Genomic DNA, 23862 nt, shown 5'->3' on the forward strand with positions numbered 1-23862 from the left:
CATGAGGCCCGATACCCAGTATCGGGCCTTTTTTATCGGAGGGATCCCCTTGCTGATTAATGGAATAGCGACAGAAAGCCTCAGCGCCAGGGATCGTGGTCTGGCGTATGGTGACGGTCATTTCACCACCATGCTGGTGAAAGCAGGGGAGGTGGTCTGGTGGCCGGCGCACCTGGCCAGGTTGCAGCATGCCAACGCCAGGCTCGGCCTTGCCGAACAACCCTGGGATGCCCTTGCCGCCGAGGTGGCGCAAATGGCGGCAGGACAGACGCAGGCTGTCGTCAAGGTCGTACTGACCCGAGGCGTTGGCGGACGGGGTTATGACAGCGGCGGCTGCGATGCACCGACCCGCATCGTCTCCCTCGCCCCCTACCCGGAGCATTATCCTGGCTGGCAGCAGCACGGCATCGCGGCCCTTGTCTGTCAGCAGCCGCTCGGTGAGGCCCCCATGCTGGCGGGCCTCAAGACGCTGGGGCGCCTCGAACAAGTGATGCTGAAACGCGAACTTGCGGCGCGCGGCGGGGTCGAAGGTATAGTCTTGAACAGCCGGGGATTTCTGGTAGAAGGGGTCAGCGCAAATCTGTTTTGGCGTCGCGGCAGGACGGTGTTCACGCCGGATCTCTCCCGCGCCGGGATCGATGGCATCATGCGCAAGCGAGTGATGACGATGCTTAAACAGATGGGCATTGAACTGCGTGTCGTGGAGGCTCCGCTGGAGTCGCTGTGGCAGGCCGAAGAAGTATGGTTGACCAATACCCTGATGGGCATAGTGCCGATCACCAGCATCGGGGATGTGCACTATCCCAGCCCGGTATTGATCCGCCGTTTACAGGAGCGTTTGGTCATTGAAGTTTAATCGGCTCTACACCCTGCTCGCGGGGGCGGCGTTGACCGTTGCCGCCGCGGGGGGATACGTATATTACAAATGGCAGCAGGTGGAGACGCTCACCAACAAGGGGCCGACCCGCCTCTTTACCGTCGAGAAAGGCGCCCACGCGGCGCGCCTGATTGCCGAGCTGGGGGAGGGGGAAACCAGTCCCTGGGCGGTGCGGCTCTGGCTGCGCGGCCATCCTGAACTGGTGGCCATCAAGTCAGGCACTTACGAGATCAAGGAAGGGGCCCCGCTCAAGGAGACCCTCTCCCTGTTCGCCTCCGGCAAGGAGTTTCACTTCAGCCTGACCTTTGTCGAGGGTTCCCGTTTCGAAGACTGGCTGAAGCAGCTCTCCAGCGCCCCCTATCTGGAGCGCCTCACCGTGGAGCAGAGCGAGGCGGATCTGGCCCAGGAGCTCGGCATCGAGAATGGCAAGCTGGAGGGCTGGTTCCTGCCTGAAACCTACGCCTATACCACCCATGCCAGCGACATCTCCATCCTGCGCCGCGCCTACCAGGACATGAAAGCCTTCCTGGACGCATCCTGGGAGAAGCGTCAGGCCAATCTGCCCTACAAGACCCCCTATGAGGCGCTCATCATGGCCTCCATCATAGAGAAAGAGACGGGTCAGCCGGATGAACGGGCCCAGATCGCCTCTGTGTTCGTCAATCGCCTGCGCCTCGGCATGAAGCTGCAGACCGATCCCACCGTCATCTACGGGGTGAAAGACAGGTACGACGGCAACATTCGCCGCAGCGATCTGACCGACGTGAACCCCTACAACACCTATGTGATCGATGGCCTGCCGCCTACCCCTATCGCCATGCCGGGCAAGGCGTCCATCGAGGCGGCCCTCAATCCCAAGTCGACCGACTATCTCTACTTCGTCGCCAAGGGAGGCGGGGCCCACTATTTCTCCAAGACCCTCGATGAACACAATCGGGCGGTACGCGAATACATATTGAAGAAGCCCTAATGTCTAAATTTATCGTGATTGAAGGATTGGAAGGGGCAGGGAAGAGCTCCGCTGTGCGCTACGTGACCGACTATTTGCGGGCCCACGGCATCGAGCGCATCGAGTGCACCCGCGAGCCGGGCGGCACACCGCTGGCGGAGCGGATGCGCGCCATCGTCAAGGAGGTGCACGACGAGCGTCTGACCGTCGAGGCCGAGCTGCTGCTGATGTACGCCTCCCGGGTCCAGCTGGTCGAGACCCGCATCAAGCCGGCGCTGGCCGAGGGGATCTGGGTGGTGGGGGACAGGCACGATCTCTCCTCCCAGGCTTACCAGGGTGGCGGGCGCGGCATTGATGCCCATCTCATCGGAGCCATCAAGCGGGCGGTACTCGGCGACTTCAAGCCGGACCTGACCCTCTATCTCGACATCGATCCCGCCATCGGTCTGCAGCGGGCCCGCCACCGCGGCGAGCTGGACAGGATCGAGCTGGAGCAGCTCAGCTTCTTCGAGCGCACCCGTGCCCGCTATCTGGAACTTGCGGCAAAGGATGACAGCATCCTGGTGATCGATGCCGGCCAGACGCCGGGCCGGGTCAAGGCGGCCATCGAGACCGCGCTGGATCACTACCTCGCAAGCGAGGGGCTATGCATCCCTGGCTGATCCCGGACTGGCATGCCCTGAGCCAGACGGCCCAGGCCGGACGGCTCGGGCACGCCTGGCTGCTGCTCGGGGATCCCGGTCTTGGCAAGGAGCTGCTGGCCGAGCGCCTGGCCCGACTGCACTTGTGCCAGCAACCGCAACGGGGCGAGCCCTGCGGCCAGTGTCACTCCTGCCAGTTGTTCGAGAAGGGCCATCACCCAGATCTCGGCACCCTGGGGCCCGAGGGCAAGACCATAGGGGTCGAGGCCATCCGCGAGCTCTGCAGCCGTCTGCAGAGCACGGCCCAGCTCGGCCGCGGCAAGGTGGTGATCATTGACGATGCCGAGCGCATGACCGAATCCGCCGCCAACGCCTTGCTGAAGACCCTGGAGGAGCCGGCGGGTGACAGCCTCTTGCTGCTTATCGCCTCCCAGATCTCCCGTCTGTTGCCCACCATTCTCAGCCGCTGTCACAAGCATGTCTGCCGGTTGCCGTCGGAGGGTGAGACCCTGGCCTGGCTGGCACAACAGGGGTATCAGGCTACTCAGGCTCAGGTGCGGATCTGCCAGGGAGCGCCGCTGCGGGTGCTGCGCTATATCGAGGAGCAGCAGGACGCTGCCCGCCGGGAGCTGCTGGAGAGTTTCGTCTCCCTGTCCCAGACGCCGACCCGGGCGACCAGCGTCTGCGCCCAGCTGGCGGAGGACTGCCAGGTCAGGCTGCACTGGCTGCAGCTCTTCCTATGCGATGCGCTCAAGACCCAGGCGGGCTGTGGCCATCACCAGCTGGCGATGCCGGATCTGGCGACCCTCAGCCAGCAACTGGCCGAGCGTCACGGCAGCGAGCGGCTGCTCGAGGCGGAGCAGCAACTCGTCGCGCTCAAGGAGGCCTGTCAGCCGGGGCAGCTCTCCAATCCCACCATTCATCTGATGAACTGGCTCCACCGCTGGTTATGAACAAGGTTGTCTATGTTACTCGTTGATTCCCATTGCCACCTCGATCGCCTGAGCTATGGCAGCAAGCAGACCGACATGGCCGATGTGCTGGCCAAGGCGGCAAAACAGGATGTGGGATATTTTCTCTGCGTGAGCGTGACCCAGGCGCAGTTTCCGACCATGCTGGCCGCCATCGCGCCCTATCCCCAGGTGTTTGCCTCCTGCGGGGTGCATCCCCTCAATCAGGATCCCGGCGTGGATGGTGAACTGCTGCTGACCCAGGCTGCGGATGAGAGAGTGGTGGCCATTGGTGAAACCGGGCTCGACTACTTCTATTCGCCGGAGAACAAGGAGGTGCAGCAGGCCTCCTTCCGGGAACATATCCGGGTGGCGCGGGCGCTGAACAAGCCCCTCATCATCCACACCCGGGATGCCCAGGAGGATACCCTGCAGATCATGCGGGAGGAGGGGGCCAGCCAGGTGGGCGGCGTGTTGCACTGCTTCACCGAGTCCCTCGAGATGGCACAGGCCGCGATGGAAATGGGGTTCTATATCTCCATTTCAGGGATAGCCACCTTCAAGAATGCCGCAGCCTTGCAGGAGGTGGTCAAGGCGTTGCCCCTGGAGCGCCTGCTGGTCGAGACGGATTCCCCTTACCTTGCCCCCGTTCCCCACAGGGGGAGGGAAAATGAACCGGCTTTCGTTCGGGACGTTGCCCAGTTTATCGCCGACCTGCGCCAGATCCCGCTCGCCGAGCTGGCCGAGGCCACCAGCCGCAATTTCTTCGAATTATTCAAGCTGGCGAAGAAATAATCATAAACAGCCCCGAATATCGGGGCTGTTTATTTCAAATCATTACGGCAACCCCCTCAATAATATCAATAGGCTATGTCGTTATCTCTCACAAATACTCTCCGACGGGATAGCTACCTGAATAACAATATACCCGGTATCAAATTTGTCGATGAAATGAGAGGAGGTTGGAAGCTGCTTAAATACATACCTCTAAAAATATCGATAATATTCATTATCGATACTTGATGGATCCGCAAGATCCTGTAAGATCCTCCTCAACTTCACATTAAATCATAGAGTTAAGTGACCCACTCCACCTTCCCAAGTCCGGCACAGCACTCGCTGCAGGCCGTATTCGACTCACAGCTCAATAGCCGGGCCAGACGTTTTTTACGCAGTGCCAAAGCCGGCTCCACCCTCAATGCCTACCAGGCGGATACCCGTATCTTTGTCTTTTGGTGCCAGTTGCACGGACTGGATCCCTTGCAGACCACTCACCACGACATCATGAACTTTCTCGCGGATCAGGCGGACGGCATCTTGGCGGACTGGGTATGGTTGGACAAGGAAGAGGGGAAGGGGGAGCTTCGCAACGGGGAGCTTCGCAACGGGGAGCCTCGCAAACCAGCCACTCTGGTACGACGGCTTGCCGGTATTCGCTATGCCTTCAAGCAGAAGGGCATCCATCCCATGCCGACCGAGCATGCGGAGATCAAGGAGATGATGCGCGGCATAGTGCGTCTCGGTGACAACCGCAAACGCAAGACGGGGGCGCTGACCCTGACACCGCTCGCCTGCGTGCTGGACGAGATAGATACCAACAGCCTGGCGGGGCTTCGGGATTACACCCTGTTGCTCCTGATGTTCAGCGGCGCCTTGCGCCGCTCGGAGGCGGCCAGGATCGAGGTGGATGACCTGCAGTTCGTGGGGCAGGGGATACGGCTTCGCCTCAAGCCGAGCAAGCATCAGCTCCATGAGTCCGAGATCGCCCTCATCCCGGGCCAGCACTACTGCCCGGTGTCGGCGCTGCTGCGCTGGCTGAAGAAGAGCCGGATAGAGGCGGGCCCCCTGTTTCGCCGGATGAACCGCTGGGGACAACTCACGGCCGATCCCCTGGGACCACAGGGGATCAACCTGATGATCAAGCGTCGCACCGGCCAGGCCATCGACGACCTCCATGTCAGCGGCCACAGCCTGCGCCGAGGTTTCATCACCTCGGCGGTGACGGCGGGCAAGCCCATGAACAAGATCATCGAGGTGACTCGCCACAAGGACATGCGCACCCTGCAGGAGTACTTCGACGACGCACACAAGTTCTCCGATCACGCCCTCGCGGGCCTGCTGTGATAAACCGCGTCACTCTGTTTCTTATGTTAAATGGCATCTAGTTGATTTGATGATATATTTGCCGCACTTCTCCGCGTACCTATCCGCAGGGGAGGATTTGCCTCCCGCTGCTCTCCGTACAGGAAGGCGTGAGAGATAACGTGTCGAGTTTATCCAATTCAGCAAGGACATATGAGCCAGGAAATCAAAAGCGCCGGGGCACAAGACAATGCCGAACGGCAGCGCCAGCATGTGAAGCGCAAGCAGGAGACCCATAGCCGGCTGCAATGCTGGATAAGCAATCGTCACGCCGAACGGTTGCAGGAGCTGGGTCTCCATCTGGAGGACAGCCAGGCTTCCCTCATCGAGCAGGCGATCGATCTGCTCTACCAGAACGAGCTGGTCCCCCGGGTGCGCGCCGAGCATTCGCCGGTGGAGGCCCTGGAGTAGGGAAGAGACGGAGCATAAAAAAAGCCAGGTACGAATTCCTTGTACCTGGCATAGGGGAATTGGCTCCTTGCAGAGCCGTGCGCTAACTGGTATGCGGATAGCCTTAAGCTTAGACAAGGCTAGAGGCATTTCAAGAACCGGGTAAAAGTTCAACCAGAGTGTGGGTTTTTCAGACTCGAACAGGCGCCATTTTCACTCCTGGGTGCCGGCCTCACTCATTGAACAGGTTGTTGTCCCGTACCAGCTCGCGGGGCAGGGCATTCTTGATACGACTCCCCACCCATTTACCCATGCCGAGCGGGTGCCCCTGATAGCGGACGATCACCTCGCCGCTCCCCGCATCCTGCTCGGGCCAGACATCCCGGCCCATCATGAACTCCCGCGCATTGGCGGCATCGAGCTCGACGCATCCCCGTGTGGCCAGCGTGCCGTAGGCCAGCGCCCATTCATGGGTCAGTCGATACCCTTTCTTGAAGGTCTCCGCCAGCTTGATGCCGATGCGATCGAAGCGCAGCTTGCCCTGTACCTGCTCGAAGGCGCGGGGGAAAAGCCAGATCTCGTCGTTGCGCCCAAACAGCCGGCCACTGGGGGCGATGCCGAAGCTCGCCGCTATCTCCCGCAACATGGGGTCGGCCTCTTTCTCAGGCAGAGGAGAGAAGGGGAACTTGCCGAGCTTGCCCGACTTGAACATGGTGTTGGGCACCGAGTGGTGCTTGCGCAGCCTGGCGACGAAGAAGCCCTCGCTGTCGAAGATCTGGGGCCAGACGTGCAGGAATCCTTCCGGGGTACAGGCCTTCTCTGCATCGGGGAAAAGGTCGGCCAGGGAGTCAACGCTCAGGGCATCGCCGAACTTCTCCTGCAGCGACTGACAGACGGCCTGATCCTCCTGCAGGCTTAGGGTACAGGTGGAGTAGACCAGCACACCGCCGGGTTTGAGGGCGTGGAAGGCGCTCTCCAGCAGACCCCGCTGCACCGCCGCTATCTCCTCGATGCTCTCGAGGCTCCAGTTGCGCAAGGCGTCTTCATCCTTGCGCACCGTCCCCTCGCCGGAGCAGGGGGCGTCGAGCAGAATGGCGTCGAAGGTTTCCGGCAGCCACTGACCAAAGACCTTGGCATCGAAATGGGTCATGCCGACATTGGTCACGCCACAACGCTGGAGATTCGCGCTCAGCACTTTCAGCCTGCTGCTGGAAAACTCGTTGGCGATCAGCATGCCCTGGTTCTCCATCAGCGCCGCGATCTGGGTGGTCTTGGAGCCGGGAGCGGCCGCCGCATCCAGCAGCATGCCATCGTGCTTGATCCGATCGCTGGCGAAGAGCGCCGTCACCGGCAGCATGGAGCTCGCCTCCTGGATGTAGAAGAGGCCACACAGGTGCTCAGCGGTGTTGCCAAGGGGGACGCTTTCATCGCTGCGAGTGAGCCAGAAGCCGGTGTCGCACCAGGGCACGGGATCCAGCTGCCAGCCCAGTGGCACCATGCGGGCGATAAAGTCGGACACGGAGATCTTGAGGGTGTTGACCCGGATGCTGCGCCGCAGCGGTCGCCGACAACTCGCCACGAAGTCCTCCATGGAGAGGTGGGGCGGCATGAAGGCCGCAATGTGGCGCAGGAAGTGATCGGGGAGGTAGGTGTTGTCGTGCACGGCGCAATCTCGCTGACCCAAAATGAGGGGCGACATCTTACCACAGCACCGGCCTGTTCTTCAGGCGCCTTTGCTCTGGCCGCAGGAGGCCAATCAATAAAAAAACCGGCACAGGGCCGGTTTTTGACGAGTGCGGGATGGCTCAGGGCAGGATGCGGGGGCTCCACGCCAGCCACTCCTTTTCGGCCTTGGGATGAAGCGGATAACGATGGCCGGCCTTGACGGTGGCGCCCATCTCCCGCTCCGGGGTATTGAAGGCAATGCCGCCGGCCAGCAGGCTCTGCACTGTCTCCACCTCTATGGTGCCGCCGGTCAGGCCGATGTCGGCCTTGACGCCGGAGACGTTCCAGAAGCGGCTGTTGGCGCGCACCAGGTGGGCATAATTCCCGTCGACGTTCACGTCGATCAGCACCTCGCTGCCATCCCGGGCCAGGGTCACGCCGGTGACGCTGCCCACCACCATCTTGCGAAACAGCAGGGGGCTGCCGACGCCGATGCCATCGACGGAGGGGCTCTTGAGGGTCAGCGCCAGGCCGACGGGGCCGCTCTGGTGCAGGGGGAAGCGCTCCTTGCCCGCCCCCTGACCGGGGCTCGCCTCCACGAAGGCGCCCTTGATCAGGGTGTCGAGATGGGCGACCCCGCCGAGCCCGACCTTGGCCTGCACCAGGGTATAGCGCGCCCCGGACTGCAGGAAACGGGCGGCATATTGCTGATCCAGCTCGGCCTTGAAACGAACCTGTTCGAGGGAGGGATCCAGTTCGACCTGCTCCACCTTGCCGATGTCCACCCCCCGATAGCGGATGGGGCTGCCCACCCCGAGCCCCGGGTTGTGATCGGCGGTCAGGGTGAGAGTGCGCACCTGGGTACCGGCCTGTTCCTTGCTGTCAAAGAGCTGATGGCTGCTGCGACCGGTGCCGAGCCTGTCGAACTCGATTGCGCCGCGCAGCAGGGTAGCGAGGTTCCCCATCTTGACCTGCACCCCGTCGAGCCGGATCTTGCCGTCGATGGCGGCCTTCTTCCAGAACTGGGGCTGCTGCCTGAGCAGGGGCGCATAGACGGCATCGATCTCCAGGGTGATCGCCACGCCGCTGCCCTCGGCCTTCAGCGCCTTGACCTTGCCCGCCTCCAGCCCCAGGTAGAGGACGGGGGAGCCAACGCCTATTCCATCGGCCTGCTCGGCGCGCAGCACCCAGCGTTCTGGCTTGGCGTGGCGGCTGCCCAGCAGGGCCAGCTCCTGGCTGGGGTAGAGGCGATCGATGCGCTCGCCCTCCGGTGCCTGCACCAGCTTGATCCCGCCCCCCAGCCAGGCACTCGCCGGGCTGGTTTCCACCTTGACGCCGCTCAGATCCGCCTCGACCTGCAAGGGGGAGGCGCGATAGAAGCGAGCCCGCTGCAGCAGGTGGCGATACCGCTCGTTCACCAGCAGATCGACGCTGGCATTGCCGCCGGCGTCCAGGGTCAGCGCCCCCAACTGGCCTATCTGCAGGCCCTTGAACCAGAGCGGCGCCCCCTCGGTCAATCCCGCGAGGTCATCCGCCTGCAGGGTCAGCGGGATGCCGCCGCGCTGGGCCTGGCTCTCCAGCGTCATGGTGCTGACCCGCTCGCCCGCCGCATAGTCGAGGCGGATGGCGGGCCCGGCCAGCAGGCGATCCGCATGCTTGAGCCCGGACGGGGAGAGGGAGACCGTCTCCCAGACGAGGCGGCTCTTGCCGGTCATCCGAAACGCCTGCTCGGGGTTGATCAGCGCCGTGACGACCCGGCCCTGCTCGGTGAGTCGAATGGGGTCGACCCGACCAATCTCTATCCCTTCATAGAGAATGGGCATGCCCTCCTTAATGGGCAGATCGCCCGCCTGGATGGTGATGCGCTCGCCCCTGGCCGCCTCGGCCAGTCCCTTGTAGAGCACGAAGTTGAGCCCCTTCTCGGCTACGGGAGAAGCCTTGGGAGAATCGAAGGCGATGCCGCCGCTCAGGATGGAGGTGAGGCTGCCGGCCTCCACGCTGACGCCCGCCAGACTGAAGGAACCCTTGATGCCGCTGATGTTCCAGAAGCGGCTGTCCACCTTGACGAGATGCTCGAAGCGCGGCTCTATCACCAGATCCAGGATCACGTGCTGGTTCTCTTCCCCGAGGCGGGTGTTGATGACGCTGCCCACCTCCAGGCCCCGGAAGTAGATCTTGGCTCCGATGCCGACCGACCCCAGCGAGTCGGCCGTCAGGTGCAGGGTGCGCCCCTGGGCCTGATAGCCGGGGGGAGGACCGTCCAGGGCGTCGAATTCATCTTCCAGCGGGTTGTTCTCCCGCCCGGGCTGCAGGTTGATGTAGTTGCCGGACACCAGGGTATCCAGGCCGGAAATCTCGGTGAGCGACGCCTTGGGGCTCACCAGCCAGAAGTCGGACCCCTTGCGAATGAGTGGGCGGGCGCGGCTGTCGACCTTGGCCAGAACGGCTATCTTTCGACCATCCTGCGCCAGCTCCAGCTCCTGGACCACGCCGATGGCCACCCCCTGATAGCGCAGCTGGGTCTTGCCCGGCAAGATGCCGTTGCCCTGGGCAAAGTTGATGCGGATCAGCTGGCCACTGCTCGCCCACTGCTGATAGATGAAGCCTCCCGCCAGCAAGAGGGCGATGAAGGGCAACAGCCAGACCGGGGATAACCAGCGATGTTTCTTAATGACGGGTTCAGCCCCGATCATACCGACTCCTTACATTGGCCGTGATGGCACGGCACATCCGAGACAAAAGAGATTAACGGGCCGCCTTGTCCCACAACATGCGGGTATCGAGCATCCGGGCCGACATCATGGTGAGCACCACCACGCCGGCGAAGGCCGTCGCCCCAGGGCCTGCACGCACGTTGAGCAGCACGCCGCGATCCACTAGGGCCACCATCAGGGAGATGACGAACAGATCCAGCATGGACCAGCGCCCGATGAAATCGATGATGCGGTACATGATGAGCTGGCGCTTGCGCCGCACCGGCTTGCTGCGCTGCAACTGCCAGCAGATCCAGCCAAGGCCCAGGATCTTGCCAATGGGGACTATGATGCTCGCGGTCAGCACTATGGTGGCGATGCCGGACATCTTGCTGCGATAGAGCGCCATGATACCGCTGAAAATGGTATCGGACTGCAATAATCCCTTGTTGTAGAAGTGGGTGATGGGCAGCAGGTTGGCCGGCAGCAGCATGAAGGTGGCCAGCGCCAGCAGGCCCCACGACCAGGCAAGCGAATGGGGGATGCGCATCTGCAAGGAGGTGTGGCAGCGCGGGCAGCTCATGGCGCTCTGGTAACGCACCAGCAAGCCGCAGGTATGGCAGCGGCAAAGCCCCAGTTCACGGGCGCTGGTCGGGTGCATGTTCCGGCTCCAGAGAGGCTGGTTGCAGCGGTATCCGCTCCCAGTAGGGGGCGGGATCGAACAGGATCAAGAGCGTCATGTTGAGCAGCATCAGGCAGCCGAGGCTCAGCAAACCGCCTCCCAGACGCACGTCGGCGATGTCGATCAGTTTGAACAGGGCGACCAGCAGGCTGACGATGTAGACCTCCAGCATGGCCCAGTGCCGGAATACCTCGACCGACTTCAGCGTTGGCGCCAGCAGGTGCCAGCGCTTGGCCAGCCCGGAGGCGAGTGCAAAAATTCCGAGCAACAGCCCCGTCGGCGCCAGCACGGCGCACCAGAGCACCAGACTCGCCACCCAGACTTCGCTCTCTGCAAACAGCATGAGTATGCCCTTGACCAGGTTGGCATCGGAGTTGACCCCGGCCAGACGCAGATAGATCAGGGGCTCAAAAAAGGCGGAGGGCAACAACAGGAAACCCGTGATGGTGAGCGCCATCAACTGGGAAGGGCGAAAGGCATAGCGCCCGTAGAGGTGCTGGTGACAGCGGGGACAATGGGCGTGACGGCGCAGCGGCAGCAACTTGCGTTCGATCAGCAAGTCACAGGCCGGACAGACGATCACGGAGTGCGGATCCGACATACGATTCAACCTGTTGAAGGAATTGATAAAATTTACCCTAAAACACCTTCGCTGTCTTGCCGTACCACCGACTTGTCGCAAGAAAGGCCTTCAGCCTGCGCAAAAGGCTGAAGAACGGGCGACAGGCGAGGGGGGGTGTCAACGCAACTCGCTCAGCGTCACTGGGCTGGGTTGCGCGTCCTCCGTATCCTGATTTGCAATACTGTATATCCATACATATACTCATGTGCACTATCAGAGGAGGACGCCGCTATGGCCGTTGAAATCAAGTATGTTGTGGTCCGTGGGGGAGTGGAGAAGATGACCTTTGCCAGCAAGAAAGAGGCCGATGCCTATGACAAGCTGCTGGATACCGCCGACGAACTGATGACGCTGCTGGCAGGTGCCCCCATCACGCTGGCACCAGAGCAGCAGGAGAGCCTGGCCTTTTACCTGGCCGAGCAGCGGGATCAGCTGCAGAACGTGCTGCGCGGGGGCAAAGGGCAGGGAAGTGTCCCCAGGGAAGAGAAGGCGGATGCCGAGCCGCCGAAGGGCAAGGCCCTCAAGAGCGTGGCCTGACACGAACGAACGGGCAGGGGGCTGCGAGAAAACGGCGGCCCTCTGGATATGCACTTAAAAAGCAATTCAAGTCATTTTAAATGGTATTTACCCCGAGAATTTTCCAACCAAGCTGCATATTCATTGAATAATCCTGGTATTCGTCATGATGGGGGCCACACCGGGATCTCCAGGTCATCGACCTCAAGACAACCGGCAGGCCCTCAGGCCCTGATGCCGATAACCCCATTTATCGGCATCAGGGTTCAGTGGCGCCCACCCATACTCATTCAAACGACACCACAAGTACCACCATGACAGATCCCTCACTGCCACCCGCCATGCCGCTGTTCGATGGCGTCAATCATCTGGAGGCCGGCAACCCTCAGGTCAACCAGTACCTGGCCACCCTGAGCCTTGGCACTGTGCCCGATGCGGGCCTCGTCTACGAGCTGGCCGTCGACTGGCTGCTGGAGCAGCGCCATAGCGAAAACAATTACAAGACCTACCGCAGCGAGCTGACCACCTTCCTGCACTGGTGCTTCTGCGAGGTGGCCATCAGCCCGAAAGACCTCACCAGGCGCATCATGATGCGCTATCTCGACTATTGTCAGGCACCGCCGTCCGAGCTTATTGCCTATCGCAACGTCGCCCAGTTCGTATTCGACAAGGAGTGGGGGGAGAGGCTGCCCAATCCCCAGTGGCGTCCGTTTCTGGGCAAACGTGAGCTCGGCCGGGAACTGCCGTATCGTCTGAGCGAACAGGCGATGAAAACCAAGCTCGCCATCCTGTCCGCCTTCTTCCAGTTTCTCATTCAGGAGGAGTACATGGACCGCAATCCGGCACTCCTGCTGCAACGGGTGAAGCGACCGGACAGCCAGGATACGGGCGAAGAGGCCCAATCCTTCACCGAACTGCAGTGGTCCTATGTGATGCAGGCCGCCGAACGGCTGGCAACCGAATGTCCGGCTCAGCATGAGCGCAGTCGGTTTCTCATCTGCCTGATGTACGCCTGTTATCTGCGGATCTCCGAGGTGGCGGCCAGACCCGGCTTCAGTCCCGTCATGAGCCAGTTTCGCCGCGACAGCAAGACCGGGGTCTGGGGCTATGACATACCCCGCAGCAAAGGCGGCAAACGCCGCACCGTGGCCGTCTCCCAGGCCTTGCTGGAGGCGCTGGCACGCTATCGCACCTTTCTTGGGCTCTCGCCGCTGCCAACCCCGGGCGAACAGACGCCGCTGTTCGTGCGCCACAAGGCGGCCGCCCATGGCCGGGAGCAAGGCGAGCTCAATGCCAATCTCGGGATCCGCCAACTGCGCGACTTGGTGATGGCGGTCTTCGAGCAAGCGGCCCGCCTGGCCAAGCAGGATGGCTTTGCCCAGGATGCCGCCGAGATGCGCAACCTGACACCGCACTCCATCCGTCACACCGGCATCACCCACGACATCAATCTGCATGGCCGGCCTCTGTCCCACGTGCAAGCCGACGCCGGACACGACAGCATAGACACCACCTCCAAATATCTGCACACCGGCAACAGTGAACGCCACGAGAGCGCCAGTCGCAAACCGCTGGACAGGCTGATCGAGTAGAGGTCGTGAGCGGTGAGAGATAACAGATGACAAGTCACGAATACCTGTTCATCAAGATCAAGACACGACAAAAGTCATACTGAGGTGGCGAACCATCGCCCGTTGGTTTCCCTGAAATCCATTAACCGCGTATAATGTATATTATGTTAAATAACATATGCTTGTTTCCTGTTCCCCTCAATTGAACTGTGTATAATGCTGACAATTGATCCTATTCCCGACCGGATGTCTTAAGTGGCTGAATTAACATCAGAACAACTAAAACCCGCTTTCACGATTGAGCAGTTTCCCGCGCTCAGCGAGCTCGACCCCATCCCTTTTGCCGCCCTGCAGCCCAGAGCCATTTCGGGCATCAAGCGGTTGGCCAGTTTTGACGGTGACTGCCCGGTCATGATCCTCAACGGCTTCCCCGGTGCGGATTATGAGAATGTCTGCCAGACCCTGATCGCCACCTCCAATGGCAAGGATGGCGATCTGTTCGATCTCTGTTACACCGAGAACCTGAACAACCCGTTCAAGCCCATCTGGCTCAGGCTGCAACCGGGCTCCGGTTTCGAATTCTGCGAAATGGTCGGTGAATTGCTCAAGCTGATGAGCCATCACCTGGATGCAGAGCGCCTCGTCACCCGGATTATCCGCAAACAGAACAACGACCCCAAGATCGTGGACTTTCTCTCCGATCTCGCCGCTCATGTGGCCCAGGGGCTCGAGTTCCAGCACCCCGTGCTCATCAACCTGCTCATTCATCATGAAGATCAGCAGGCCCCCGTCATCTATGGTCGCGACTTGAACTGGGACACCCTGTTCGGCTCCATCAACTACCAGACAGAACAAGGCTCGGTCTATGCCAACCAGCATTTGCTGGAGCCGGGGTTGCTGCGTGAAGCCAACGGCGGCTACCTCATCCTGCAACTCGACGAGTTGCTGGATCAACCCCACCTCTGGTTCAAGCTCAAGAACGCCATGCAAAAAGGCGAGCTGGACTGGAATGCCTATCAGGAAGGCAAGACGCTGACGCCGTTCTTCACCCCGGAGGCGACACCGATCCGGTTCAAGCTGATCCTGGTGGGCGATCGACTGGAGGTGGCCGAATTCCAGATGCTGGACCGAGACATGGCGGAACGCATCTTCCTGCGCGCCGACCTGGTTTCCGAGGTCAATATCGAAGAGGACTTGCCCGAATTTCTGCAATATCTGGCCTGGCTGCGCGAGCGCTGGGCGCTGCTGGATTTCACCCCAAGCGCCCTTCTCGCCCTCTGTCGCCACGCCAGCCGCCTGTGCGATCATCAGGAGTGGCTCTCCATCGAAGAGGTGCAGCTCGGCGCCATCATGCGCATGGCCGACAGCCTGGCCCGCGAGCTGGAAGCAGGCAGCGTGACCGATGAGCACATCATGCTCGCCCTGGAGGAGCAGGATTACCGTCTCAACTACCTGGTGGAGCAATCGGATCAGGGGGTCATCGACGGCCAGATCCTGCTGCAGACCGACGGTGAGGAGGTCGGCCAGATCAACGGCCTCTCCGTCATCCAGGTCGCGGGTCACCCCTACGACTTCGGCGAGCCGGTGCGCCTGACCGCCACCGTTCACCTGGGGGACGGGGACGTGGCGGACATCGAGCGCAAGGCGGAACTCGCCGGCCACATCCACGCCAAGGCGATGATGATCATCCACGGCTACCTCTCCAACAAGTTCGGTGCCGAGAACCCCTCCCCCCTCTCGGCCAACCTGGTGTTCGAGCAGTCCTACCACGAGATCGATGGCGACAGCGCCTCCCTGACTGGTCTGTGTGCCCTGCTCTCCGCCCTCGCCCGCCAGCCCATCTATCAGCACTTTGCCGTCACCGGTGCGGTCGATCAGTTTGGCAACGTGCAGGCGGTGGGCGGCGTGAACGAGAAGATCGAAGGCTTCTTCCGGGTGTGCAAGATCCACGGTCTCACCGGCAAGCAAGGTATCTTGCTGCCCGGCACCAACGCTCAGCAGCTCAATCTCTCCGACGAGGTGATCGCCGCCGTCGAGGCTGGCCAGTTCCATATCCATCCGGTGGATCACGTGGAAGAGGCCATCGAACTGCTGACCGGTTGCGTCGCGGGTGAACCCGACATGCCGGATACCCTGTTTGGCCGCATCCAGGAGCGGCTGGATGAGCTCAATGGCACGACCGCCAAGAGCGGCCTGCTGCGGCGCCTGCTCGACCGGCTATTCGGCCATTGAATGAAGTGATCGGAGTTGTTTGGCGAACAACTGTACGCTAAATTGGCCCGGCTTTGACCCATATGAAGGATAAACAGCGTGACCCTAGACAACGACACCACTAATCCCCGCCTCTCCCTGTGCGAACAAGGCAAAGAGTCCTTTACCCGTGAAGAGCTGCTTGCCTGCAGCCGTGGCGAATTATTTGGTGAGGGTAACAGCCAGCTGCCCGCCCCCAACATGCTGATGATGGATCGCATCGTCAAGATCAATGACCACGGCGGCGAGCATGGCAAGGGCGAAATCCTGGCCGAGCTCGACATCACCCCGGACCTCTGGTTCTTCGATTGCCACTTCCCCGGTGATCCCGTCATGCCGGGCTGCCTGGGGCTGGATGCCATGTGGCAACTGGTCGGTTTCTTCCTGGGCTGGAAAGGCGGCCCTGGCAAAGGCCGTGCGCTGGGTGTCGGTGAAGTCAAGTTCACCGGTCAGATCCTGCCGACCGCCAAGAAGGTCACCTACAAGATCACCTTCAAGCGCGTCATCAATCGCAAGCTGGTCATGGGCATTGCCGACGGCGTGGTGGAAGTGGACGGTCGTCCCATCTACAGCGCGACCGACCTGAAAGTGGGTCTGTTCAAAGACACCACCGCATTCTGATCTTCCGCTCTGGTTCAGTGCCAGAGGGATAACGTAAAGGGGCCGCCAAGGCCCCTTTCCTGTTTGAAATGAGTGATGAAGTATCGGTTACTTCATGAAGAGGCCTGAGCCTCGCCCTTCCATGGCGTCGCGCCAACCACCAAGCCAGTGCCCTCTGGCATCCAGGCATTGATACGGACACGCTTCTTTCTGTTTGCCGACTACGCCAGCCTGATAACCACGAGCGCGAGCTCTCTCCAGACGGTCCCGTTTCTGTCTCTTCATCATCTACGACCCTCTTCGTGGAACAAAAAAAGCGACCAGTTTTTCACCGGTCGCCTTCATCTTTACCCCAGGGGGGAGGCAGGGTCAAACAAAAATTTCCATGCTATTCAGGGGTTGTGACACAAGATACTGAAGCGCATTAATTTTTCATGACACATTTTTATCGCTGGTAACGACGCAGCCAGGCAAAGGGCAAGGCCAGCAGAGTCAACCAGAACAGGCTGCCACCGCCACCTTCACCATCCTGACCGGTCTGGTTGTTGACCGGGGCATTGCTGACCACATAGCTGGCCGGCGTGTTGCCCTGGTAGTCCGCCACCGCCGGCGTCAGCTTGACGGCCACCACGGTCGCATTGGTGCGGTTGTTCAGATCGCTCTCGCTGGCGTAGCGGTAGGCGGTCGCGGCTATGGTGCCATCGCTGCTGATGCCGCTGGCATAGGCGATGTGGTAGTAGTAACCGTTCTGGGCGCACTGCTTGGCACCCGCATCGTTCAGGCCGCAGATCAGGTCGTTCAGATACCAGCTGTTGCTCGGGGCAGCCGCGTTGAGCAGGAAGGCCTCCTGCATGCGGTTGGTGCCGTTGACCACCGGCTGGGTCTGATGACGGGAGTCGCGCCAGCCGACCACCATGTTGTGGTCATTGATGGCCGCCGCCTCGGAGCCGGAGCCGGAGAGCGGCTTGTCCTGCAGGGGAAGAGTGGCCGCCGTGCCGGGCTTGCCCAGATTGAACAGGAACATCTCCACCGGGCGGTTCTGACCCTTGTTGATGCGGTAGCGCTGGTTGCCTATCACGTAGCCGTTGTCGTTGACCGCCACTGCCCAGCTATGTTGCAGCACGCCGTCGTCCTTGCCCGGCTCGCCATCCGGCAGCGGAATGACCTTGGTGGCGCCCACTGTGCCGGCGTTCAGATCCAGAGCCCAGTAGCTGGCCAGGTTGCGGCCATCCAGGTCCCCCGACCCCACCTCGCCGGTGGAGCTGTAACCCACGCCATAGAGGGTGCCGTTGTATTCGGCCGCGCCGAGCGCGGAGGCCGTCTGCAGCACCTCATCCCGTCGATGGGCATAGTCGGGTGCCTGCATCAGCTTGCTGAGGCCGCCGGAGCCATTGAGCAGCCAGAAGCTGGCCTGGGTATCGGCACCTGGGCAGTACCGGAAGTCACCGTACTCATCGTCGTTGCCCTCGAAGCACCACTTGTAGAAATCGCCGCCCACCTTGTGGCGATACTTGTCGGTAGCGGCGGTGCCGGTCACCAGATACTGGCCGTTGTCCAGCTTCTTGATGGCCGCCGGTACGCTCACACCATGGGTGCTGGCCGCATCCTTCAGTGCGACCGGATTGCCGTCATTGACGATGGCAAAAGCGGTGCGCAGCTTGCCATCCATCTTGTAACCCACTCGATCCGCCGGCACCTCCCCCAGCGCGGTCACCAGGCCGTCGGTCTCGCTCTGTTGCACGTAACCCAGGTTGTTGCGCTGATCGACCTTGTCGAGGAAGTCACGGCGCCACTGGTAGGCAAAACCGGCATTGTCATCCCAGAAGGAGTCGCAGACGGAGCTAGACAGGAAGCAGCCCTGCTCGAAACGGAAACGATCGACCAGGAAGTCGGCAGAGCGCACGGTCGAGAAGTACTCGGCCATGTTGTTCTTGGTGTTGATCCCGACGAGGCTGCTGCCATCTGCGCTGATCGCGCTAGCATAGCCTTTGACTTCGTCATCGACGATGGTGAAAAAGGAGCTTTGTGCCGCCTGCGCGTTGAGGCTGGCGCCGACCAGGATGGCCAGCATGGATAATTGCTTTTTCATCTACTTCCTTAGTCTTGATGTTTCAACGCTTCCAACTCCTCCCAGCGGGAGAAGGCGTGTTCCAATGCGGCTTCTGCCGCATTCAATGCATCCAGTCTGGGCTGGGTCTGCTCCGCGGGCAGGGAGAAGAAACCGGGGTGGTTGATCTCGGCCTGCAGGGCATCGAGCTCGGCTTCCAGCTGCTCCAGCCGGGCAGGCAGATTATCCAGCTCCAATTGCAACTTGTAAGAGAGTTTGCGCGTTTTTTTCGCCGGCTCTGCCGCCTGCGCGACAGGCTCTGCCACCTTGACCGACGCCGCCTTGGCCGCCAGCAGGGAAGCCTGCTGGGCGCGGGTGGCCATCATGTCGGCATAGCCCCCGACATAATCGCTGATCCGCCCATCCCCTTCAAACAGCCAGCAACCGGTCACCGTATTGTCGATGAAACGGCGATCGTGGCTGACCAGCAGCAGGGTACCCGGGTAATCGGTGAGCAGCTCCTCCAGCAATTCCAGCGTTTCGACATCCAGGTCGTTGGTTGGTTCATCGAGAATCAACAAGTTACTGGGTTTGAGGAAGAGCTTGGCCAACAGTAGACGGTTTTTCTCGCCCCCTGACAAGGCCTTCACCGGGGTACGCGCCCGCTTGGGCTCGAACAGGAAGTCCTGCAGGTAGCCGAGGATGTGGCGGGAACGCCCGCGCACCATCACCTCCTGCTTGCCCTCCCCCACGTTGTCCACCACCGTCTTCTCGGGATCGAGCTGCTCGCGGTACTGATCGAAATAGGCCACCTCCAGGTTGGTTCCCTGGCGCACCGACCCGCGGCTCGCCTCGAGCTGGCCCAGCAGCAGCTTGATCAGGGTCGACTTGCCGCAGCCATTGGGGCCGACCAGGGCTATCTTGTCCCCGCGCAGCACCTGCAAATCCAGCCCCTGGAACAGGGTGCGATCGCCAAAGTCCAGACCCAGTCCCTCGGTCTCGAACACCAGCTTGCCGGAGCGGCCCGCCTCGTCCAGCTGCAGCTTGGCCTTGCCCTGCAGCTCGCGGCGCTGGGTTCGCTCCATGCGCATCGCCTTGAGGGCGCGCACCCGCCCCTCGTTGCGGGTGCGGCGGGCCTTGATCCCCTGGCGCACCCACACCTCCTCCTGGGCCAGCTTGCGGTCGAACTCGGCGTTTTTCAGCTCCTCGACCCGCAGCCACTCCTCCTTGCCCTGCAGGTAGTCGTCATAGTTGCCGGGCCAGGAGGTGATCACGCCGCGATCGAGATCGATGATCCGGGTCGCCAGCTTGTGGATGAACTCCCGGTCGTGGGAGATGAAGACGATGGCGCCGCGAAAGTCCTTGAGAAACTCTTCCAGCCAGTTGATTGCGTCGATGTCCAGGTGGTTGGTCGGCTCGTCCAGCAGCAGCAGATCCGGATCGCAGGCCAGGGCGCGGGCCAGGGCCACCTTGCGCAGCCAGCCGCCGGAGAGGCTGTCGAGGGTCACGTCGGGGTCGAGATCGAGCAGGGTCAGCACCTGGTTGATGCGGGTCTCGAACTGCCAGCCGTTCTGATAGTCAAGCTGCTCCTGCAACTGGCTCATGGTGCGAATGTTGGCATCGGAGGGGTCGCTCGCCAGCGCCATGGAGACATGGTGATACTGCTTGAGCAGCTCCCCCACCCCGGCTAGCCCTTCGGCGGCGTAATCGAACACGGTGAGCTCGCTCGAGGCGGGGGGATCCTGCTCGAGACGGGTCACTTTCAAGTCCTGCTGCAACACCAGGCGACCGTCGTCCAGCGGCAGTTCGCCGGCGATGACCTTCATCAGGGTGGACTTGCCCGCCCCGTTGCGCCCCACCAGGCAGAGGCGCTCGCCCCGCTCTATGGTGAGCTCGGCCTGATCCAGCAGCGGGAAGTCACTGAACGACAGGGAGGCGCCGTGCAATGTCAAAAGAGCCATGTTTGTTCCTTGTTGCTTATGAAAAAACGGGCGGCAGACTGGATCTGCCCCCGTTTCATCGTCAAATCGGTATCACCCCTGGGCCTGCCACGCCTGGAGCTCCGTCAGGGTGAAGGGCCAGCCCAGTTCGCGGCCGGCCTCATCGCAGAGCACCGGGATCCGCACCCGGTAGGCCGCGAGCCAGGCGTCATCGTCCAGGATGTCGCAGCGGCGGGTCTGCCCCGCCAGCCCGGCCTGCACCACCAGCGCCCAGGCCTGCTCGCACAGGTGGCAGCCGTCGGTGTGAAACAGGGTCAGCATCAGCCCTGCGCCTCGGCGTGGGTGATGATCCAGCAGTTGTGGATATGCTGGTTACGCTCGAAATCCTTGGGCCGGGTCTTGCCGGTGATGTTTTGGGCCTTGAGACCGATGGCCTCGAGTCCGGCCAGATCCATCTTGAAGTGGCGTTTGTTGTTGGAGAAGACCAGGGTGCCATCGGCTGCCAGCAGGCGTTTGAGGTGCTGCATCAGCAGCAGGTGATCCCGCTGTACGTCGAAGCTCTCGTCCATCCGCTTGGAGTTGGAGAAGGTGGGCGGATCGATGAAGATGAGGTCGTACTGCTCATCCGCCTCGGAGAGCCACTTCAGGCAGTCCGCCTGGACGAACTTGTGCTCACGGCCCACCAGCGAGTTCAGGCGCATGTTGTCCTGCGCCCAGTTCAGGTAGGTGCGCGACATGTCCACCGTGGTGGTCTCGCGGGCGCCGCCCAGCCCCGCGTGCACCGTGGCGCTGCCGGTGTAGGCGAACAGGTTCAGGAAGCGCTTGCCCCTGGCCATCTGGCCCAGCATGCGGCGGGTCTGACGGTGATCGAGGAATAGGCCGGTGTCCAGATAGTCGTAGAGGTTGACCCAAAGCCGCGCCCCGTACTCCTGCACCTCCATCCGGTGCTGCTCTTCGGAGAGCTTCTGGTACTGCTGCTTGCCCTCCTGACGCTCGCGCACCTTCAGGATCACCTTCTCGCCGTCCATGCCGGTCACCTTGATGGCGGCCTGCACCATGTCGAGCAGACGCTGACGGGTCTTCTGGGCGGGAATGTCCTTGGGCGCGGCATACTCCTGCACCACCAGATAATCCCGGTAGCGGTCGATGGCGGCGTTGTATTCCGGCAAGTCCGCGTCATAGAGGCGATAGCAGTCGAGGTTTTCCTTGCTGGCCCACTTCTCCAGGGCCTTGAGGTTCTTTCGCAGGCGGTTCGCGAAGTCCTGGGCCACCTCTTTCTGGGAGGCGACGGAGTCCAGCGCGATCTGGTAGTTGCGCAGCTGGCACTCGAGCGCCCCGTTGAACAGGCGGTACTGCTTGTCGGCGCGCAGGCGCAGGCAGCTCAGCAGCTCGGGCGAGGCGGAGAGGATGGTGACTCGCCAGCCCTGGAAGCTGCGGCGCAGGGCATCGCCGAGCGCCTGGTGCACTTCCAGCAGCGCCGGGAACTCGCCAAGACGCTCGCCATAGGGCGGGTTGGAGATGAGCATGCCCACTTGGCGCGCCTCCCCTTCGGCCGGCATGGGCAGCGGGTTCTCCAAGGCGGTGACGTCGGCCTGCTTGAAGGTGATGAGGTGGGCCACGCCGGCGGCTTTCGCATTGTCACGGGCCTTCGCCAGCACGCGGGAGTCCGCATCACAGCCGAACAGCTTCACCTCGCAGCGCTGCATGCCGCGTTTGGCCCGCACCTGGGCCTCCATCATCAGGCTCTGCCACAGTTCGCCATCGTGCTGCAGCCAGCGATCGAAGCCGAAGCGCTCGCGGCGCAGGGCCGGCGCCATGTCGGCGGCGATGAAGGCTGCTTCGATGAGCAGGGTACCGGAGCCGCACATGGGATCCATCATGGGCTCGCCGGCCCAGCCGCTGCGGGCGATCATGGCCGCGGCCAGGTTCTCCTTGAGCGGCGCCTCACCGGTGCCCTGGCGATAGAAACGCTGGTGCAAGGCGGGACCGGACAGGTCCAGCGTGATATTGGCCTTGCCCTTGCCCAGATGCGCCATGATACGGATGTCCGGGGACTTCTTGTCCACGTCCGGGCGCACGTGGCCGCGCTTGGTGAAGCGATCGACGATGGCATCCTTGATCTTGAGCGCCCCGTACTGGGTATTGCGGATGGAAGCATTGGTCCCGGTAAAGTCCACCGCTATGGTGGCGGTGCCGGAGAAGTGCTCTTCCCAGGGGATGGTGTGGGCTCCCAGATAGAGATCCAGATCGTCGTTCATCTGGAATTCGGAGAGCACCAGCACGATGCGGGAGGCGAAGCGGCTCCACAGGCAGGCCTTGTAGCCGATGGCCAGTTCGCCCTTGAAGTGGACGCCGGCCACGGTCTCACGGACCTGCTCCGCGCCCAGATTGGTCAGCTCGACGGCCAGCAGGTTTTCCAGCCCCTTGGGGCAGGTTGCAAAAAATTCTTTCATCACGCTCACGGGGATGCCATAAAAATAGTGCCGCATTATACCTTATCGGCCCGCGCTCGGCACCCGAACCTTGGGCATCACACGAATATTAACGGCGCCGGGTACGGCATGAGGTCGCCCTCCCCCCCTCGCAGGCAGCAGGATCTCCGGAATGAACGGGCGATGCCTCCTTATTTCAAGGGAACGATATCGAAGGTCTGCCCGCCGGGGGCAAAAATCACACAGATTGGCAGTACGGCGGCAAATAACGGGACAGGATGGCTGCAGGCCTGCTCATATTTCAACCTGCTACGCTCGCAATATTCGAGGTCAGCTGACGTGGCGATATTGTGCCTGCACCCGGACTCTGGATTGCATCCGGTTATTCATCACCTTGATCACGGCAAACCGTGGCAGCGTCTTGCTGGTGGTCAGCACCAGTTCCTCGGTCAGATTCAGACAGACGCTGGCCTGCTCGCCGGCTTCGATGACCATGAATTCCCCCCGGCCATGGGGAGTCTCCATCCACACCAGGGCGCCCATATCCGGAATAAAGTGAGTCTGCTGTTCATGAAAGAACCAGCTTTGTGGCATCAAGGGTTTATAAAAGCGGCTGACGGCGATGGCATTGAGTACCAGCTGCACCTGATGGGGCACACTCCAATCAAGTTCGGCGGCTTTGTCCATCAACTGGTAATAGAGGGCGGCATCGTCCACGCAAAAAGGCTGGGTTGTGAAGGAGCTGGGGACAAGTTGCCGACCTTTATATTCGGTGGCAAATATCATGCGATCGGATAAATCCAGCATCAGACGATCATCCTGAGCGTCATAATGCCACTGCCAATTGTCATTGGGTTGGATGCACATGGTGGAGCCCTTATCTAAGCCGTCCCTC

At 61.6% G+C, this 23862-nt stretch carries 21 protein-coding genes; 11 read left to right on the forward strand and 10 right to left on the reverse strand.

Annotated features, from left to right (window positions below; translation table 11 throughout):
* Position 1 precedes the first annotated feature (1 nt).
* From pabC to AB5Y72_RS14280, 7 genes are all read left to right on the forward strand, one after another.
* A complete protein-coding gene (gene pabC, locus AB5Y72_RS14250) occupies positions 2–856 on the forward strand; it encodes an aminodeoxychorismate lyase (protein ID WP_042076301.1) in 855 nt (284 codons plus the stop codon).
* Positions 846–1847, forward strand: coding sequence for an endolytic transglycosylase MltG (mltG, locus tag AB5Y72_RS14255; RefSeq protein ID WP_042076299.1), 1002 nt, complete (start codon positions 846–848; stop codon positions 1845–1847). Before pabC ends, mltG begins: the two co-directional genes overlap by 11 nt.
* Positions 1847–2488 (forward strand): dTMP kinase, encoded by a 642-nt coding sequence (tmk, locus tag AB5Y72_RS14260; protein WP_325782698.1) that lies wholly within the window; start codon positions 1847–1849, stop codon positions 2486–2488. Before mltG ends, tmk begins: the two co-directional genes overlap by 1 nt.
* A complete protein-coding gene (gene holB, locus AB5Y72_RS14265) occupies positions 2473–3420 on the forward strand; it encodes a DNA polymerase III subunit delta' (RefSeq protein WP_325782697.1) in 948 nt (315 codons plus the stop codon). Before tmk ends, holB begins: the two co-directional genes overlap by 16 nt.
* A 12-nt stretch (positions 3421–3432) precedes the next feature.
* The gene (locus AB5Y72_RS14270) at positions 3433–4212 is read left to right on the forward strand and encodes a TatD family hydrolase (RefSeq protein ID WP_042076296.1); all 780 of its coding nucleotides are present in this window, start codon (positions 3433–3435) and stop codon (positions 4210–4212) included.
* 324 nt (positions 4213–4536) lie between these two features.
* On the forward strand, positions 4537–5541 hold the full coding sequence (locus AB5Y72_RS14275) for a site-specific integrase (RefSeq protein WP_368199120.1): 1005 nt from the start codon (positions 4537–4539) through the stop codon (positions 5539–5541).
* A gap of 171 nt (positions 5542–5712) precedes the next feature.
* Positions 5713–5970 (forward strand): RepB family protein, encoded by a 258-nt coding sequence (locus AB5Y72_RS14280; RefSeq protein ID WP_325782696.1) that lies wholly within the window; start codon positions 5713–5715, stop codon positions 5968–5970.
* A 211-nt stretch (positions 5971–6181) separates the two neighbouring features.
* On the opposite strand, the gene rsmF is transcribed toward AB5Y72_RS14280, so the two are convergent.
* The 4 genes from rsmF to AB5Y72_RS14300 form a co-directional block, all read right to left on the reverse strand.
* The gene (rsmF, locus tag AB5Y72_RS14285) at positions 6182–7612 is read right to left on the reverse strand and encodes a 16S rRNA (cytosine(1407)-C(5))-methyltransferase RsmF (RefSeq protein WP_325782711.1); all 1431 of its coding nucleotides are present in this window, start codon (positions 7610–7612) and stop codon (positions 6182–6184) included.
* 142 nt (positions 7613–7754) lie between these two features.
* Positions 7755–10307 (reverse strand): MlaD family protein, encoded by a 2553-nt coding sequence (locus AB5Y72_RS14290; RefSeq protein WP_325782695.1) that lies wholly within the window; start codon positions 10305–10307, stop codon positions 7755–7757.
* Between the two features lie 52 nt (positions 10308–10359).
* Positions 10360–10968, reverse strand: coding sequence for a paraquat-inducible protein A (locus tag AB5Y72_RS14295; protein WP_325782694.1), 609 nt, complete (start codon positions 10966–10968; stop codon positions 10360–10362).
* The gene (locus AB5Y72_RS14300; RefSeq protein WP_209792353.1) at positions 10946–11590 is read right to left on the reverse strand and encodes a paraquat-inducible protein A; all 645 of its coding nucleotides are present in this window, start codon (positions 11588–11590) and stop codon (positions 10946–10948) included. The genes AB5Y72_RS14295 and AB5Y72_RS14300 overlap by 23 nt, the downstream gene beginning before the upstream one ends.
* 252 nt (positions 11591–11842) lie before the next feature.
* Between AB5Y72_RS14300 and AB5Y72_RS14305 the strand changes: the two genes are divergently transcribed.
* The 4 genes from AB5Y72_RS14305 to fabA all read left to right on the forward strand — a co-directional run bounded on the left by AB5Y72_RS14305 (position 11843) and on the right by fabA (position 16569).
* On the forward strand, positions 11843–12148 hold the full coding sequence (locus AB5Y72_RS14305) for a YebG family protein (protein WP_325782693.1): 306 nt from the start codon (positions 11843–11845) through the stop codon (positions 12146–12148).
* Positions 12149–12441: 293 nt separating this feature from the next.
* Positions 12442–13719 (forward strand): site-specific integrase, encoded by a 1278-nt coding sequence (locus AB5Y72_RS14310; protein WP_325782692.1) that lies wholly within the window; start codon positions 12442–12444, stop codon positions 13717–13719.
* 234 nt (positions 13720–13953) lie between these two features.
* Entirely contained in the window at positions 13954–15930 is a 1977-nt protein-coding gene (locus AB5Y72_RS14315; RefSeq protein ID WP_325782685.1) for a Lon protease family protein, read from the forward strand.
* A 78-nt stretch (positions 15931–16008) separates the two neighbouring features.
* Positions 16009–16569, forward strand: a complete 561-nt coding sequence (fabA, locus tag AB5Y72_RS14320; RefSeq protein WP_042076258.1) for a 3-hydroxyacyl-[acyl-carrier-protein] dehydratase FabA — start codon at positions 16009–16011, stop codon at positions 16567–16569.
* A gap of 87 nt (positions 16570–16656) precedes the next feature.
* Here fabA and rmf read toward each other — a convergent pair whose 3' ends face one another.
* The 6 genes from rmf to AB5Y72_RS14350 all read right to left on the reverse strand — a co-directional run bounded on the left by rmf (position 16657) and on the right by AB5Y72_RS14350 (position 23834).
* Positions 16657–16833 carry a ribosome modulation factor gene (rmf, locus tag AB5Y72_RS14325; protein WP_010674759.1) on the reverse strand — a complete coding sequence of 59 codons (177 nt, stop codon included), beginning with the start codon at positions 16831–16833 and terminating at the stop codon, positions 16657–16659.
* A 160-nt stretch (positions 16834–16993) separates the two neighbouring features.
* Positions 16994–18637: a DUF3466 family protein gene (locus AB5Y72_RS14330; RefSeq protein WP_325782684.1), complete on the reverse strand. Its 1644-nt coding sequence runs from the start codon at positions 18635–18637 to the stop codon at positions 16994–16996.
* An 8-nt stretch (positions 18638–18645) separates the two neighbouring features.
* On the reverse strand, positions 18646–20556 hold the full coding sequence (locus AB5Y72_RS14335) for an ABC transporter ATP-binding protein (RefSeq protein ID WP_325782683.1): 1911 nt from the start codon (positions 20554–20556) through the stop codon (positions 18646–18648).
* A gap of 72 nt (positions 20557–20628) precedes the next feature.
* A complete protein-coding gene (locus tag AB5Y72_RS14340; RefSeq protein ID WP_325782682.1) occupies positions 20629–20856 on the reverse strand; it encodes a glutaredoxin family protein in 228 nt (75 codons plus the stop codon).
* Positions 20856–23024 carry a bifunctional 23S rRNA (guanine(2069)-N(7))-methyltransferase RlmK/23S rRNA (guanine(2445)-N(2))-methyltransferase RlmL gene (rlmKL, locus tag AB5Y72_RS14345; RefSeq protein ID WP_209792365.1) on the reverse strand — a complete coding sequence of 723 codons (2169 nt, stop codon included), beginning with the start codon at positions 23022–23024 and terminating at the stop codon, positions 20856–20858. Before rlmKL ends, AB5Y72_RS14340 begins: the two co-directional genes overlap by 1 nt.
* Positions 23025–23297: 273 nt before the next feature.
* On the reverse strand, positions 23298–23834 hold the full coding sequence (locus tag AB5Y72_RS14350) for a cell division protein ZapC (RefSeq protein ID WP_042076249.1): 537 nt from the start codon (positions 23832–23834) through the stop codon (positions 23298–23300).
* Positions 23835–23862 lie beyond the last annotated feature (28 nt).

Source organism: Aeromonas sp. R7-4 (assembly GCF_040908055.1).
GTDB classification, from domain to species: Bacteria; Pseudomonadota; Gammaproteobacteria; order Enterobacterales; family Aeromonadaceae; genus Aeromonas; species Aeromonas sanarellii.

Coding starts and splice junctions, on each gene's coding strand:
- pabC (WP_042076301.1), top strand. CDS start 2: ATGAGGCCCGATACCCAGTATCGGGCCTTTTTTATCGGAGGGATCCCC.
- tmk (WP_325782698.1), top strand. CDS start 1,847: ATGTCTAAATTTATCGTGATTGAAGGATTGGAAGGGGCAGGGAAGAGC.
- holB (WP_325782697.1), top strand. CDS start 2,473: ATGCATCCCTGGCTGATCCCGGACTGGCATGCCCTGAGCCAGACGGCC.
- AB5Y72_RS14270 (WP_042076296.1), top strand. CDS start 3,433: ATGTTACTCGTTGATTCCCATTGCCACCTCGATCGCCTGAGCTATGGC.
- AB5Y72_RS14280 (WP_325782696.1), top strand. CDS start 5,713: ATGAGCCAGGAAATCAAAAGCGCCGGGGCACAAGACAATGCCGAACGG.
- AB5Y72_RS14290 (WP_325782695.1), bottom strand. CDS start 10,307: ATGATCGGGGCTGAACCCGTCATTAAGAAACATCGCTGGTTATCCCCG.
- AB5Y72_RS14295 (WP_325782694.1), bottom strand. CDS start 10,968: ATGCACCCGACCAGCGCCCGTGAACTGGGGCTTTGCCGCTGCCATACC.
- AB5Y72_RS14300 (WP_209792353.1), bottom strand. CDS start 11,590: ATGTCGGATCCGCACTCCGTGATCGTCTGTCCGGCCTGTGACTTGCTG.
- AB5Y72_RS14305 (WP_325782693.1), top strand. CDS start 11,843: ATGGCCGTTGAAATCAAGTATGTTGTGGTCCGTGGGGGAGTGGAGAAG.
- AB5Y72_RS14310 (WP_325782692.1), top strand. CDS start 12,442: ATGACAGATCCCTCACTGCCACCCGCCATGCCGCTGTTCGATGGCGTC.
- rmf (WP_010674759.1), bottom strand. CDS start 16,833: ATGAAGAGACAGAAACGGGACCGTCTGGAGAGAGCTCGCGCTCGTGGT.
- AB5Y72_RS14330 (WP_325782684.1), bottom strand. CDS start 18,637: ATGAAAAAGCAATTATCCATGCTGGCCATCCTGGTCGGCGCCAGCCTC.
- AB5Y72_RS14335 (WP_325782683.1), bottom strand. CDS start 20,556: ATGGCTCTTTTGACATTGCACGGCGCCTCCCTGTCGTTCAGTGACTTC.
- AB5Y72_RS14340 (WP_325782682.1), bottom strand. CDS start 20,856: ATGCTGACCCTGTTTCACACCGACGGCTGCCACCTGTGCGAGCAGGCC.
- rlmKL (WP_209792365.1), bottom strand. CDS start 23,024: ATGCGGCACTATTTTTATGGCATCCCCGTGAGCGTGATGAAAGAATTT.
- AB5Y72_RS14350 (WP_042076249.1), bottom strand. CDS start 23,834: ATGTGCATCCAACCCAATGACAATTGGCAGTGGCATTATGACGCTCAG.